Origin of the sequence: Streptomyces sp. CC0208 (assembly GCF_003443735.1) — a bacterium.
Taxonomy (GTDB): domain Bacteria; phylum Actinomycetota; class Actinomycetes; order Streptomycetales; family Streptomycetaceae; genus Streptomyces; species Streptomyces sviceus.
Genome location: NZ_CP031969.1, coordinates 6645289 through 6659821, shown reverse-complemented (window position 1 = coordinate 6659821; position 14533 = coordinate 6645289). Strand labels below are relative to the sequence as shown.

General features: G+C 70.7%; 11 protein-coding genes. 3 read left to right on the top strand and 8 right to left on the bottom strand.

Annotated features, from left to right (window positions below; translation table 11 throughout):
• Positions 1 to 106: 106 nt before the first annotated feature.
• Entirely contained in the window at positions 107 to 1906 is a 1800-nt protein-coding gene (locus tag D1369_RS30585) for a 5'-nucleotidase C-terminal domain-containing protein (protein WP_037899623.1), read from the top strand.
• Between the two features lie 80 nt (positions 1907 to 1986).
• Here D1369_RS30585 and D1369_RS30580 read toward each other — a convergent pair whose 3' ends face one another.
• The 6 genes from D1369_RS30580 to D1369_RS30555 all read right to left on the bottom strand — a co-directional run bounded on the left by D1369_RS30580 (position 1987) and on the right by D1369_RS30555 (position 9939).
• Positions 1987 to 3411: a SidA/IucD/PvdA family monooxygenase gene (locus tag D1369_RS30580; RefSeq protein WP_007381336.1), complete on the bottom strand. Its 1425-nt coding sequence runs from the start codon at positions 3409 to 3411 to the stop codon at positions 1987 to 1989.
• Positions 3408 to 4796: an aminotransferase class V-fold PLP-dependent enzyme gene (locus tag D1369_RS30575; RefSeq protein WP_007381337.1), complete on the bottom strand. Its 1389-nt coding sequence runs from the start codon at positions 4794 to 4796 to the stop codon at positions 3408 to 3410. The genes D1369_RS30580 and D1369_RS30575 overlap by 4 nt, the downstream gene beginning before the upstream one ends.
• Positions 4797 to 4912: 116 nt before the next feature.
• The gene (gene pepN / locus D1369_RS30570) at positions 4913 to 7399 is read right to left on the bottom strand and encodes an aminopeptidase N (protein ID WP_037899626.1); all 2487 of its coding nucleotides are present in this window, start codon (positions 7397 to 7399) and stop codon (positions 4913 to 4915) included.
• Between the two features lie 56 nt (positions 7400 to 7455).
• On the bottom strand, positions 7456 to 8061 hold the full coding sequence (locus D1369_RS30565; protein WP_007381339.1) for a response regulator: 606 nt from the start codon (positions 8059 to 8061) through the stop codon (positions 7456 to 7458).
• Between the two features lie 138 nt (positions 8062 to 8199).
• Entirely contained in the window at positions 8200 to 8550 is a 351-nt protein-coding gene (locus D1369_RS30560) for a chorismate mutase (RefSeq protein WP_037899628.1), read from the bottom strand.
• A gap of 516 nt (positions 8551 to 9066) precedes the next feature.
• A complete protein-coding gene (locus D1369_RS30555) occupies positions 9067 to 9939 on the bottom strand; it encodes an AraC family transcriptional regulator (RefSeq protein ID WP_007381341.1) in 873 nt (290 codons plus the stop codon).
• Between the two features lie 84 nt (positions 9940 to 10023).
• Here D1369_RS30555 and D1369_RS30550 point away from each other — a divergent pair, with 84 nt between their 5' ends.
• Positions 10024 to 11811: a beta-galactosidase family protein gene (locus D1369_RS30550; RefSeq protein ID WP_037899631.1), complete on the top strand. Its 1788-nt coding sequence runs from the start codon at positions 10024 to 10026 to the stop codon at positions 11809 to 11811.
• Between the two features lie 53 nt (positions 11812 to 11864).
• Entirely contained in the window at positions 11865 to 12746 is an 882-nt protein-coding gene (locus D1369_RS30545) for a hypothetical protein (RefSeq protein WP_007381343.1), read from the top strand.
• A gap of 93 nt (positions 12747 to 12839) precedes the next feature.
• Here the strand turns inward: D1369_RS30545 and D1369_RS30540 are convergent, their stop codons facing one another.
• Together D1369_RS30540 and D1369_RS30535 are read right to left on the bottom strand one after the other, a co-directional pair.
• Positions 12840 to 13745 (bottom strand): SDR family oxidoreductase, encoded by a 906-nt coding sequence (locus D1369_RS30540; RefSeq protein ID WP_007381344.1) that lies wholly within the window; start codon positions 13743 to 13745, stop codon positions 12840 to 12842.
• Between the two features lies 1 nt (position 13746).
• Positions 13747 to 14508 (bottom strand): SDR family oxidoreductase, encoded by a 762-nt coding sequence (locus D1369_RS30535; protein WP_007381345.1) that lies wholly within the window; start codon positions 14506 to 14508, stop codon positions 13747 to 13749.
• Positions 14509 to 14533 lie beyond the last annotated feature (25 nt).

Genomic DNA, 14533 nt, shown 5'->3' with positions numbered 1-14533 from the left:
TCACGGGTGGGGTCACCAGATCGAAACCTGTGGGGTCTGTTGCCGTTCGACATGTGCGGGTCAGAATCTACGCGCGTTGTTGACCGTTCCCCGAGGAGATCAAGACATGGCCTTGAACCGCAGGAAGTTCCTGGAGAAGTCCGCCGTGACCGGTGCGGGTGTCGCGCTGGCCGGTGCCGTGAGTGCTCCGGCCGCCCAGGCCGCGGAGGCCGGGAAGGGGCGCGAGAAGCGCTATTCGCTGACCGTGATGGGCACCACCGATCTGCACGGCCATGTCTTCAACTGGGACTACTTCAAGGACGCGGAGTACAAGGACACCGCGGGCAACGCGCAGGGTCTGTCGCGGATCTCGACGCTGGTGAACCAGGTCCGTGCGGAGAAGGGCCGCTGCAACACGCTGCTCCTCGACGCGGGCGACACGATCCAGGGGACGCCGCTGACGTACTACTACGCGAAGGTCGACCCGATCACCGCGAAGGGCGGTCCCGTCCATCCGATGGCCGCGGCGATGAACGCCATCGGGTACGACGCGGTGGCGCTGGGCAACCACGAGTTCAACTACGGCATCGAGACGCTGCGGAAGTTCGAGGAGCAGTGCGACTTCCCGCTCCTCGGCGCCAATGCGCTGGACGCGAAGACGCTGAAGCCGGCTTTCCCGCCGTACTTCATCAAGAAGTTCCATGTGAAGGGCGCGCCGCCGGTGAAGGTGGCGGTGCTGGGTCTGACGAACCCGGGTATCGCGATCTGGGACAAGGCCTACGTACAGGGGAAGCTGACGTTCCCGGGGCTTGAGGAGCAGGCGGCGAAGTGGGTGCCGAAGCTGCGGTCGATGGGTGCGGATGTGGTGGTCGTGTCGGCGCACTCCGGGTCGTCGGGTACGTCGTCGTACGGTGACCAGTTGCCGTATGTCGAGAACTCGGCGGCGCTGGTGGCGCAGCAGGTGCCGGGGATCGACGCGATCCTGGTGGGGCACGCGCATGTGGAGATTCCGGAGCTGAAGGTCACCAACGCGAAGACCGGGAAGACGGTCGTGCTGTCGGAGCCGTTGGCGTATGCGGAGCGGTTGTCGTTGTTCGACATCGAGCTGGTCTTCGCGAAGGGGCGTTGGTCGGTCGAGTCGGTGTCGTCCAAGGTGCTGAACTCGAACTCGGTCGCGGACGACCCGAAGATCACCAAGCTGTTGAAGGCCGATCACGACGTCGTGGTGAAGTACGTGAACCAGGTGGTCGGTACGGCGACGCAGACGCTGACGACGGTGGAGGCGCGCTACAAGGACGCCCCGATCATCGACCTGATCACGAAGGTGCAGGAGGACGTGGTCAAGGCGGCGCTGGCGGGTACGGAGTACGCCTCGCTGCCCGTCATCGCGCAGGCGTCACCGTTCTCGCGGACCTCGGAGATCCCGGCGGGCTCTGTGACGATCCGGGACCTGTCCAGCCTGTACGTCTACGACAACACGCTGGTGGCGAAGTTGCTGACGGGTGCGCAGGTCAGGGCGTACCTGGAGTACTCGGCGCAGTATTTCGTGCAGACGGCGGCGGGCGCGGTCGTGGACGTGGAGAAGCTGACGAACGCGGGCAACCGTCCGGACTACAACTACGACTACGTGTCGGGGCTGTCGTACGACATCGACATCGCTCAGGCTGCCGGGTCTCGGATCAAGAACCTGACGTTCAACGGTGCCGCGCTGGACGACGCGCAGAAGTTCGTGTTCGCGGTGAACAACTACCGGGCGAACGGTGGTGGGGCGTTCCCGCATGTGGCCTCGGCCACCGAGGTGTGGTCGGAGTCGACGGAGATCCGGACGCGGATCGCGGAGTGGGTGACCGCGAAGGGTGTGCTGGACCCGAAGGACTTCGCGTCGGTGGACTGGAGGCTCACGCGGGACGGTGTGCCGGTCTTCTAGAGGTTGAGCGGGGTGGTGTCCACGGCGTCGGCGGTGACTTTCACGCCGGCGCCGTTGGCGTGGAGGCCGTCGCCGGCTTCTTACCGTCCCTCGACGAGGGGGGTCAGGACGGAGGCTTTGCGGGCGGGTGGGATCTGGGGCAGTCGGTCTTCGAGGCCGAAGGTGGTGAAGGCGGTGCGGGTGGGGAGGGGGTAGGTGTCCTTGCCGGTGAGGGTGTTGAGGATGGTGGCGCTGCGCCAGGCGGCGAGGCCGAGGTCGGGGGTGCCGACGCCGTGGGTGTGGCGTTCGGCGTTCTGGACGTAGACGTGGCAGTCGGCGCCGGTGACGGACGGGTCGAGGGCGAGGCGGAAGTGTTCGTCGACGCGGGGGCGTTCGCGGCTGTCGCGGCGCATGTAGGGGTCGAGTCCGGCGAGGATGCGGTCGAGGGGGCGTTCGCGGTGGCCGGTGGCGAGGACGACGGCGTCGGTGGTGAGGCGGGAGCGGGTGCCCTGCTGGAAGTGTTCGAGGTGGAGTTCGATCTTGGTGGTGGCGATTCTGCCGGCGGTGCGGACGCGGACGCCGGGGGTGAGGACGGTGTCGGGCCAGCCGCCGTGCAGGGTGCGGCGGTAGAGCTCGTCGTGGATGGCGGCGATGGTGTCGGCGTCGATGCCGCGGTGGAGTTGCCATTGGGTGGTGCCGAGGCGGTCGCGGACGCTTTCGGACAGGGCGTGGAAGTAGCGGGTGTAGTCGGGGGTGAAGTGTTCGAGGCCGAGCTTGGAGTACTCCATGGGGGCGAAGGCTTCGGTGCGGCCGAGCCAGTGGAGTTTTTCGCGGCCGGTGGGGCGGTGGCGGAGGAGGTCGAGGAAGATCTCGGCGCCGGACTGTCCTGAGCCGACGACGGTGACGTGGTCGGCGGCGAGGAGGGTCCGGCGATGGTCGAGGTAGTCGGTGGCGTGGATGACGGGCACGCCGGGGGCTTCGACGAGGGGCTTGAGGGGTTCGGGTACGTAGGGCTCGGTGCCGATGCCGAGGACGATGTTCTTGGTGTAGGTGCGGCCCAGTGCCTCGGCTTCGCCCTCGGTGTCGAGCTGGGTGAAGTCGACTTCGAAGACGTCGCGTTCGGGGTTGAAGCGGACGGCGTCGACCTGGTGGCTGAAGTGGAGTCCGGGGAGGTTCTCGGCGACCCAGCGGCAGTAGGCGTCGTATTCGGCGCGCTGGATGTGGAAGCGCTCGGCGAAGTAGAAGGGGAAGAGGCGCTCGCGGGTTTTGAGGTAGTTGAGGAACGTCCATTCGCTGGCGGGGTCGGCGAGGGTCACCAGGTCGGCGAGGAAGGGGACTTGGATGGTGGCGCCGTCGATGAGGAGCCCGGAGTGCCAGCCGAAGGCGGGGCGTTGTTCGTAGAAGACGGCGTCGAGTGCGGTGAGGGGCTGGGCGAGGGCGGCGAGGGAGAGGTTGAAGGGTCCGATGCCGATGCCGACGAGGTCGCGGGGTGCGTCGGGCTCGTGGTGTGGGGGGTGGGGGTTCATCGGGGGGTGGTTCCTTCCACGAGGTGCAGGAGTCCGGCGAGGTCGGCCGGCCGGGTGGTGGGGTTGAGGAGGGTGGCCTTGAGCCAGAGCCGGTTCGCCGCGCGGGCTCGGCCGAGGACGGCGCGGCCGTCGGTGAGGAGCATTCGGCGTACGGCGGCTACGGCGTCGTCGGTGGCGTTCGCCGGTCGGAACAGGACCGTGCTGATGGTGGGGGGTGCGTGGAGTTCAAACCGGGGGTGGTCCTCGACGAGCTCCGCGAACTGCCTTGCGAGGTCGCAGACTTGGTCGACGAGTGCGCCGAGTCCCGTGCGCCCGAGGGTCTTCAGCGTGACGGCGATCTTGAGGATGTCGGGGCGGCGGGTGGTGCGCAGAGAGCGGCCGAGGAGGTCGGGGAGGCCCGCCTCGGTGTCGTCGTCGGCGTTGAGGTAGTCGGCGCGTTGGGTCAGGGCGGCGAGGTCGTTGTTGTCGCGGACGGCGAGGATGCCTGCGGCGACGGGCTGCCAGCCGAGTTTGTGCAGGTCGAGGGTTACGGTGTCGGCGGCGGCGAGTCCTTCGAGTTTCCCTCGGTGCTGGTCGCTGAAGAGGAGGCCTCCGCCGTAGGCCGCGTCGATGTGCAGGCGGGCGCCGCGCTGCGCGCACCAGTCGGCGATCTCGGGCAGCGGGTCGATCAGGCCGGCATCGGTGGTGCCCGCCGTGGCGGCGATGAGCAGCGGTCCGCGCGGGGTTGTGTCGAGGGCTGCGGGGTCGAGGGTGCCGTGAGGGGTTCTGACGATGAGCGGTTCGGGCAGGCCCAGGAGCCAGGCGGACCTGGGGAGGGAGTGATGGGCGTTCTCGCCGCAGACCAGGCGGACGTCCGGGCCCAGGGTCTCTCTGGCCAGGAGGAGGGCGAGTTGGTTTGATTCCGTGCCGCCGGTAGTGACCAAAGCTTCGGGCCGGTGGGGGCTGGTCGCGCAGTTCCCCGCGCCCCTGAACAGGTACACCTCGCTCGCCAGTTGCCGTGTCACCAGTGCCTCCAGCTCTGATGCAGCCGGGGCCTGGTCCCATGAGTCCAGCGACGGGTTCAGCACACTGACAGCCAGGTCGGCTGCCGCGGCGACTGCCAAGGGCGGACAGTGCAGGTGGGCCGCGCAGAAAGGGTCCGCCGGGTCTGCAGCGCCTTCCGCCACAGCGCTTACCAGGCGCCGTAGAGCCTCCGGATCGCCCTCGTCCGGGAGTACGGTCCCCACGGCATCCCGCACGCGCGCCGCGACCGCGTGCGGCCCACCCGCCGACAGGGGGCCTCCCCTCGCCTGCGCTCCCTCCCTCAGCGCGTCGACGACCGTGTCCAGCAGCGGGCGCAGGGCATCTCGGCCTTCGGGGCCCGAGGCCAGGGGCGGCGTGTTCATCGTCGACCTCCGGGGGCGCTGGGGGCTTCCAGCTTGGACGCGGTTGCCTGGGCGCGCCCGGAGAGTTCAACGATCCTGACCCGAAAGGGGGTACTCCCGTGCGGGGAAAATCCGCTCTACGACTGCCTCACGCGCAACGCCCGTCCCAGGTCGTCGAGTTGGTCGACCAGTTTGCGGCGCAGGGCGGGAATGGGGTCGGCGTCGCGCAGGCAGGCCTGGCCGAGGGCCTGGTTGTCCTCGTCGATGGCGTAGTCGGGGAACGCCCAGCGGCCGGCGGCGTCGGCGATGGCGGGGCCGCGGCGGGCGGCCAGGGCGACGGCGTCCTCGTAGTAACGGGGCACGTACTGCCGTACGAGGTCGGTCTGTTCGGGTTGCCAGAAGCCCTGGGCGGTGGCGGTGAACAGGTAGTTGGAGAGGTCGTCGCGGGCGAACATGGCTTCCCAGGCCTGTGCCTTGGCCTCTTCCGTGGGCAGGGCGGCGCGGCAGCGGGCGGCGCCTTCCTGGCCGGTGGCGGAGGGGTCGCGTTCGAGTTCGGCGGCGATGGCGGTCTCGTCGGTGGCGCCGAGGACGGCGAGGCGGGCGAGGACGCGCCAGCGCAGTTCGGGGTCGAGTTCGGGGCCGCCTGGGACGGTGCCTTCGGCGAGCCAGGCGGCGATGGTGTCGGGGTGGGCGGCGGCGTTGACGCAGTGGCGGACGGCGATGAGGCGCAGGCCGGGGTTGTCGCCGTCCTCGGTGCGGCGGATGAGGTCGCGGCACAGGGAGGAGAGGGTGGCGAGGGCGGCGGGGCGCTGTTCGGGGGTGACGTAGCGGTCGGTGACGTAGGCGGAGGCGAAGGCGAGGACGCCCTGGACGAGAGCGAGGTCGGTCTCGTGCGGGAGGTGGGTGCGGGCCGCGTCCAGGTAGGCGGTGGGCGGGAGTTCGCCGTCGCGGACCGCGTCCCTGAGGGCGTTCCAGACGACGGCGCGGGTCAGGGGCGAGGGCAGGCCGGAGAGGGTCTCGGTGACCGCTTTGAAGGACTCGGGGTCGAAGCGGACCTTGGTGTAGGTGAGGTCGCCGTCGTTGGGGAGGAGGAGGGTGGGGCGCTTGCCGATGGGCTGCGGGGTGCTCTGCGGGATGTCGAGGTCGAGGCGTTCACGCAGGACGAGGTGGCGGCCCTCGTCGGCGACGTCCAGGTCGTAGAGGCCGACGGCGATGCGGTGCGGGCGGCTGCCCTTGTGCTCGACCTGGAGGGTGTACGTGCCCTCCTCGCCGGGGGTGACCACGGGGCGCAGGGTGTCGACGCCGGTGGTGCGCAGCCAGGCGTCGGCCCAGGCGTGGACGTCGCGTTCGGTGGCCGAGGCGAGGGAGTCGATGAAGTCGGCGAGGGTGGCGTTGGCGAACCGGTGGCGGGCGAAGTGGGTGTTGATGCCGGCGAGGAAGTCCTTCTCGCCGAGCCAGGTGACCAGCTGGCGCAGTGCGGAGGCGCCCTTGGCGTAGGAGATGCCGTCGAAGTTGAGGAGGGCCGAGGCGGTGTCGTTGACTTCCTCGGGGGCGACGGGGTGGGTGGAGGGGCGCTGGTCGGCGTCGTAGCCCCAGCCCTTGCGCATGACGCCGAAGTCGACCCAGCTGTCGGTGAAGCGGGTGGCTTCGGTGAGGGTCTGGTAGCCCATGTACTCGGCGAAGGACTCGTTCAGCCAGATGTCGTCCCACCAGCGCAGGGTGACGAGGTCGCCGAACCACATGTGGGCCATTTCGTGGGCGATGACCATGGCGCGGGTCTGGCGTTCGGTGTCGGTGACGGCGGAGCGGTAGACGAACTCGTCGCGGAAGGTGACGAGGCCGGGGTTCTCCATGGCGCCGGCGTTGAACTCGGGGACGAAGGCCTGGTCGTAGGAGTCGAAGGGGTAGGGCTCCTCGAACTTCTCGTGGTAGCGGTCGTAGCACTGCCTGGTGATCTCGAAGATCTCGTCGGTGTCCGGGTCGAGGTAGGGGGCCAGCGAGCGGCGGCAGTGGAGACCGAAGGGCAGGCCGCGGTGTTCGGTGCGCACGGAGTGCCAGGGGCCGGCGGCCACGGCGACGAGGTAGGTGGAGATCAGGGGGGTGGGGGTGGCCTGCCAGTGGCCGTCGCCGAGGTCGGTGGTGATGCCGTTGGCGAGGACGCTCCAGCCTGCGGGGGCCTTGACGGACAGGTCGAAGACGGCCTTGAGGTCGGGCTGGTCGAAGGCGGCGAAGACGCGCTGGACGTCTTCCATGAACAGCTGGGTGTAGACGTAGGTCTCGCCGTCGGTGGGGTCGGTGAAGCGGTGCATGCCCTCGCCGGTGCGGGAGTACCGCATGACGGCGTCGATGCGCAGTTCGTGCTCGCCGGCGGTCAGTGCCTTGAGGGGCAGCCGGTTGTCCTCGAGGGTCTCGGGGTCGAGGGGGTGGCCGTCGAGGGTGGCCTCGCGCAGTTCGGCCGGCTTGAGTTCGACGAAGGTGTCCGCGTCCGTGCGCGCGGTGAACCGGACGACGGTCCGGGACTCGAAGGTCTCGTCGCCGGTGGTGAGGTCCAGCGCGATGGTGTAGCGGTGGACGTCGAGGAGCTTGGCACGGGTCTGCGCTTCGTCGCGCGTCAGTACGGACATGCAGGACATGCTGCCTGATGGCACGGGCAACTCACAGAGGCGGATCGGTACATGCCTTATGTCCGGTCCTGTTCGAGCTCCCCCGTGTGCGCCCCGTTGATGCGCTGTACCGGGACTCGGGCGTCCGGGTGGGGCAGGGCGCGGTGGCGGGCGGCCGCGTCGTCGTCCTCGTCGTGGTCCTGGCCCTCGTGACCCCTGTCCTCGGTGTGGTCCTTGTCCTCGGTGTGGTCCTTGACGAGGGCGCGTAACTCCCGCACCTCGTGTTCGAGGGCGAGGTGGCGGCGGTGGGTGTCGAAGAGGTAGCGGACCTTGGTGCGCAGGGCCCAGGGGTCGATGGGTTTCATCAGGAGGTCGGCGACGCCGAGGGCGAACGCGGCGGAGGTCAGTTCGTGGTCGGGGCCGAACCCGGTGAGCAGCACGACGGGGATGTGCTGGGTCTGCTCCAGGCGCCGCATGTAGCGGACCACGTCGAGGCCGCTGACGCCGGGCATCCGTACGTCGAGGAGCAGGAGGCCGACCTGGCCCCGGAGCACCTGCTTGAGGGCCTCGTCACCGCTGGTGGCGCGGCCGAGCCGGTAACCCAGGGGGGCCAGGGCGCTCTCCAGCGCGTAGAGCGTGTCCTCGTGGTCGTCGACGATGAGGATCTTGGCATCCGAAGGCATGGCCCGACGTCCCTCCCTCGCGGACAGCCAGCCTACGCCCGTGCACTGACACGGAGTGCTCGCGGGCTGACAAGGAGTGCACAGCGCAGCATGCCGGGTGCGGGCGCCCGTGTCACCTCCCCGGGGCGTTGGGCGAGGTCAATCGGCCAGGGAGGTGGGGTCGTCGACGGTGTCCTCGGCGATGCGCTCGTGGTGCCTGATCACCTCGGCGATGATGAAATTCAGGAACTTCTCAGCGAAGGCCGGGTCGAGTTTGGCGTTCTCGGCGAGGGTGCGCAGTCGCTCGATCTGGCGGGCCTCGCGGGCCGGGTCGGCGGGCGGCAACTGGTGGCGGGCCTTGAGGTGGCCGACCTGCTGGGTGGCCTTGAAGCGCTCGGCGAGCATGTGGACGACGGCCGCGTCGATGTTGTCGATGCTGTCGCGCAGCCGTCCGAGCTCTTCGCGGACGGCGGGGTCGACGTCACCGGATCCGGTGTTGCTGGTGGTCATGGGCGACAACCCTAAGGGGGCGGGGTGAACGGTTCGGCGTCGGATCGGCCGGAGCGGGGGCCTGGAGGTCGGCGGTCGGCGGACAGGCCGGATCAAGGAGCCTGGACCTCGGCTGCCGGCGAGACGGCTGGAGCGAGGGCCGGGTGATCGGCTACCCGGCGGATCAGCAGGATCGAGGGCCCGAACGACCGACTCCCCGGCCAACGGTCACCCCGGCGCCCCGGCCCCAACTCGCGGCCAACACGCAGATGCCGAGGCCAGGTGACCCGACCCCAGCGGACCCGCCGCCCCGACACCGGGTCGCCACCCCACGCACCGAACCACCGGCCCCGAAACCCCGAACAACCGCCCCCCTCCCGGCAGGCCAGCTCCAGGTCGACAGCGACGATGCAATCCTCAACCGACGGGCCAATCCCGACCCGGCCCCCACCCCCACAGCAAGCCCCCCGGCCCCGGAACCACGGCCATCAGACCCCCATCAGACCGACCGGCTCCAAACCCCACACCCGCCCCCCCTCAAACTCTCGGCGGATCGTCCGGATCCGGTACCTGGTTGCTCCAGCCACCGGGCACGGTCCGGCTCTCCTGGGCGCGGAAGCGGATCGGGGCCATGCCGACGCGGCGGGTGAACAGGCGGGAGAAGTAGGCGGGGTCGTCGTAGCCGACGCGGCGGGCGACGGCGGCGACGGGGAGTTCGGTGGCGGCGAGGAGTTCCTTGGCGCGGCCGAGACGGATGCCGAGGAGGTAGTCCTTGGGGCTGCAGCCGGCGCCGCGGCGCACCGCGGTGCGCAGTTCGGCGAGGGTCATGCCGTGCCGGGCCGCGTGGTCGGCGACCGACAGCGGCAGACAGGCGTCCCGGGCGAGCGCTTTGAGGACGACGTCGCCGTCGGGGGCGAGGTCGGCGCGGGCGCGGCGCAGGGCGACGAGGAGTTCGTGGACGGCGGCGCCGGTCTCGACCTCCAGGAGAGGGTTGTCGCGGCGGGCGGCGCGGGCGATGCGGGCGATGACCGCGCGCGGGCCTGTGGCGTCGGACAGGGGCACGACGGGGCGGTCGGGTTCGATGTACCCGAGTTCGGTGTAGGTGGCGGTCGCGGGCCCCGTGAAGCCGACGAACCCCTCGTCCCAGCCGGTTTCCGGGTCGGGTGCGTAGTGATGCGGGATGCCGGGGGTGAGCCACAGCAGCGAGGGCGCGGTGACCGTCGTACGGCGGCCGTCGGGGGTCTCGTACCACCCGGTGCCGGTACTGATGACGACGGCGACATGGCTGTCGAGGGTGCGGGGGCCGACGGTGGGCAGCGCGCCGTACTGGAGTCCGACTCCCAGGCAGACCACGCCCAGGCGGTGGTGGACGGGGCTGGGAGTGAGGAATCGCATCCAGGTGTGGTACATCGCGCTCCTTGCATGCGCTTCGGTCCAAGCAGCGCCGATCTTTGTCCATGGACCTGATCGTCGCCAGTGGCGAGGGTGGAGCCTATGAGCGAGTTCACGGTGGGTGAAACCGATTTCCTGCTGGACGGCCGGCCGGTGCGGCTGCTGTCCGGCGCGCTGCACTACTTCCGGGTGCACGAGGCGCAGTGGGGGCACCGGCTGGCGATGCTGGGGGCGATGGGTCTCAACTGTGTGGAGACGTACGTGCCGTGGAACCTGCACGAGCCGCACCCGGGTGACGTCCGGGACGTGGAGGCGCTGGGCCGGTTCCTGGACGCGGCCCGGGAGGCGGGGCTGTGGGCGATCGTCCGCCCCGGTCCCTACATCTGCGCGGAGTGGGAGAACGGCGGTCTGCCGCACTGGCTCAAGGGGCACGCGCGTACGAGCGACGAGGTGTACCTGGGGCAGGTGGAGCGCTGGTTCGGGCGGCTGCTGCCGCAGGTCGTGGAGCGGCAGATCGACCGCGGCGGCCCGGTGATCATGGTGCAGGCGGAGAACGAGTACGGCAGCTACGGTTCGGACGCCGCGTATCTGCTGCGGCTGACCGAGCTGCTGCGCGCACAGGGGATCACGGTCCCGCTGTTCACCTCGGACGGCCCCGAGGACCACATGCTCACCGGCGGCTCGGTGCCGGGTGTCCTCGCCACGGTGAACTTCGGCTCCGGCGCCCGCACGGCCTTCGAGGCGCTGCGCCGGTACCGGCCGGACGGCCCGCTGATGTGCATGGAGTTCTGGTGCGGCTGGTTCGAGCACTGGGGCGGTGAGCCCGTCGTACGGGATGCCGAGGACGCGGCCGAGGCGCTGCGGGAGATCCTGGAGTGCGGGGCCTCGGTGAACCTGTACATGGCGCACGGGGGCACGAACTTCGCGGGCTGGGCGGGCGCCAACCGGGGCGGGGGCGCGCTGCACGACGGTCCGCTGGAGCCGGACGTGACGTCGTACGACTACGACGCGCCGATCGACGAGTACGGCAGGCCGACGGAGAAGTTCTGGCGCTTCCGTGAGGTGCTGTCCGCGTACGGTCCGGTGGCGGAGCTGCCGCCCGCGCCGGAGGTGTTGGGTGCCGTCAGTGACGTGGACCTGACCGCATGGGCTTCCCTGTCCGCCGTCCTGGAGGAGCGCGGCGGACCGGTTCACGAGGGCCCTGTGCCGCCGACCTTCGAGAAGCTGGACGTCGACCGGGGACTGGTGCGGTACGAGGTGACCGTGCCGGGGCCGCGGCAGCCGTACCCGCTGATCGCGCGGGGGCTGCGGGATCTCGCGGTGGTGTACGTGGACGGGGAGCGGGCCGGGGTGCTCACCGAGGCCGACGTGCAGCTCAAGGAGCCTGTCGCGGGGTACGCGCGCGTGGAGCTGTGGGTGGAGTCGCTGGGGCGGGTGAACTACGGGCCCCGGAGCGGGGAGGCCAAGGGGATCACCGGGGGGCTGCTGCACGAGCGGCAGTTCCTGCACGGGGTGCGGGCGCGGGGGCTGCGCCTCGACGCGCTGGACTCGCTGGACTCGCTGGACTCGAGGACGGGGATCGGCTTCGGTGAGCTGCCCGGGGACGGCTCGGCGGGCCTGTACCGGGGCGAGGTGAGCGTGCGCGGTGCCGGGGACGCGGTGCTCGAGCTGCCGGGCTGGACCCGGGGGTTCGTGTGGGTCAACGGCTTCAACCTCGGCCGGTACTGGTCCGCGGGCCCGCAGCGGACGCTGTACGTGCCCGGTCCTGTGCTGCGGGAGGGCGCCAACGACGTGTGGGTGCTGGAACTGGAGGAGGCACCGGAGCGCGGGCCCGCCCTCCGGCTCCGCGCCCCGGATCCGGCCCACGAGAATCCGCACGGGACCTCGTAGACGCTCGACCTCGTAGAGTGGAATCGGGTTCAGGGCGTCTTGGGGGTACGGGCGTGACGAACGACGGACCGGTCCAGCACGGCTACCCGCACCTGGAGACGGTGCGGGCCTCGATCAACGCGCTCTACAAGCGGCTCTCCTACGACACCGTCCAGACGTTCGCGACGAGCGTGGCGCCGGTGGACGTGGCGTTCTGCGACACCGACGATCTGTATCTCGGGACGCAGCGGGTGGCCCGGGAGCTGGTGCGGCACTACCGGCTGCCGGATGCCCGGTTCGTGGTCAGCTTCCGGGAGATGACCCACGCGGCGAACGTCGAACTCGCCGCGGGGCCCGAGTACTTCGTCGAGCTGAACGACCGCTTCCGCACGCATCGGCGGGACATCGGCGCGGCACTGGCCCACGAGGTCATGCACGTGTATCTGCACCGGCTGGACCTGTCCTTCCCGGGGGTGCGGGAGAACGAGATCCTCACGGACACGGCGACGACGTATCTGGGGGCGGGCTGGCTGCTGCTGGACGCGTACCGGGAGGACGCGGCGTCGTCGCAGAAGCTGGGGTACCTCACGCCGGAGGAGTTCGGGTACGTGCTGGCGAAGCGGTCGCTGGTGTTCGGGGAGGATCCCTCGGTCTGGTTCACCAGTGCGCAGGCGTACACGGCGTATGTGAAGGGGATGGCCCAGGCCCGCCAGGACTCCGAACAGCCGCCCCTCACGGCGGCGGGCTGGGCGGGCCGCCGCCGCTACGCCCGGGACCGCCGTCACGCCCCTGGGCCGCAGCCGGGGGTTCCCTACACCTTCACCCCGGACGGACCCGGCCGCCTGCGGGTGTCGTTTCCCTGCCCCACCTGCCACCAGCGGATCCGGGTGCCGGTGCGGGGGCGGGTGCGGGCGCGGTGCGCGGTGTGCCGGACGGTTCTGGAGTGCGACACGTAGGGTTTGCGCCCGTCTGCGAGTGTCCTGTGGCTGGTCGCGCACACGCGGCGGAGCCGCAGATCGATGCAGCCCCGCGCCCCTGGGCAGGTCCGATTACGCGCCATACACCGGGGCCGGCGTCTCCGCCTCCCCCAGCAGCTTCCGTGCCGTCTCTCCTGCCTCCGCCGGGGTCCACCTCGCGCCTCTGTCGGCGGTCGGGCCCGGCCGCCAGCCCTCCATCACCGTGATCCGCCCGCCCTCCGCCTCGAAGACCCGGCCCGTCACCCCCGCGCACTCCGCCGAGCCCAGCCACACGACCAGCGGGGACACGTTCTCCGGAGCCATCGCGTCGAAGCCGTCGGACGGAACGGCCATCGTGTCGGCGAACGTCTGCTCCGTCATCCTCGTCCGTGCCGCGGGGGCGATCGCGTTGACCTGGACGCCGTAGCGGGCGAGTTCGGCCGCCGCGACCAGGGTGAGGCCGACGATCCCGGCCTTCGCGGCGCTGTAGTTGCCCTGTCCCACCGAGCCCGACAGGCCTGCCCCGCTGGACGTGTTGACGATCCTGGCCACCGATGCACGGCCCGCCTTCGTCTCCGCCCGCCAGTGCGCGGCCGCGTGCTTCAGGGGCAGGAAGTGGCCCTTCAGGTGGACGCGCAGCACCGCGTCCCAGTCGTCCTCCTCCAGGTTCACCAGCATCCGGTCGCGCAGGAACCCGGCGTTGTTGACGAGGGTGTCGAGGCGGCCGTAGGTCTCCAGGGCCGTGTGGACGAGGGAGGCGGCACCGTCGGGGGTCGCGATGTCACCGCCGTGGGCGACCGCCTCGCCGCCCGCCGCGCGGATCTCCTCGGCGACGAGGAAGGCGGGGCTGTCGGGGTCCGGTGTGCCGTCGAGGCCGACGCCGAGGTCGTTGACGACGACCCGTGCCCCCTCGGCGGCGAAGGCGAGCGCGTGGGCGCGGCCCAGACCGCGGCCCGCGCCGGTGACGACGACGACCCGGCCGTCGCAGATTCCGGTCATCTCACGTCTCCCTGTCGATGGTTCGCGTCTCCTTGTTGACCGTTGCGGCGTCCAGGAACGCCGGTCGCTCCCCGCCGCCGTGCACCAGCAGCGAGGCGCCGCTGATGTACGCGGCGGCGTCCGAGGCGAGGAACACGGCCGCGGCGCCCACGTCGGAGGGTTCGGCCAGACGGCCCAGCGGGACCGTGCGGGAGACCGCCGCGATGCCCTCCTCGTCGCCGTAGTGCAGCTGCGACTGCTCGGTGCGGACCATGCCGACGACCAGGGTGTTCACTCGGACGTCCGGCGCCCACTCCACGGCCATCGAGCGGGCGAGGTTCTCCAGGCCCGCCTTGGCCGCCCCGTACGCTGCGGTGCCGGGCGAGGGCCGGCCGCCGCTGACGCTGCCGATCATCACGATCGAGCCATGGGTCCGTTTCAGGTGTTCGTACGCGGCGAGGGACACCGTGAGCGGGGCGAGCAGGTTCAACTCCAGGACGCGGAGGTGCCGTTCGGGTCCGGCGTCGGCGAGCAGCCGGTAGGGGGCGCCGCCCGCGTTGTTGACCAGGACGTCCAGGCGCGGCAGTTCGGCGAAGAAGTGCCGTACGGCGTCGGCGTCCCGGACGTCCAGCGGCACGAACCGCGCTTTCGGCAGGGGGGCTTCGGGCGGTCTGCGCGCGCAGACGACGACCTTGGCCCCCGCCTCCGTGAAGGAGCGGGCGATCCCGGCGCCGACGCCGCGCGTCCCGCCGGTGACGACCACGACCCTCCCGTTCAGCTCCATTCACCGCTACCCTTCACCTAACAAA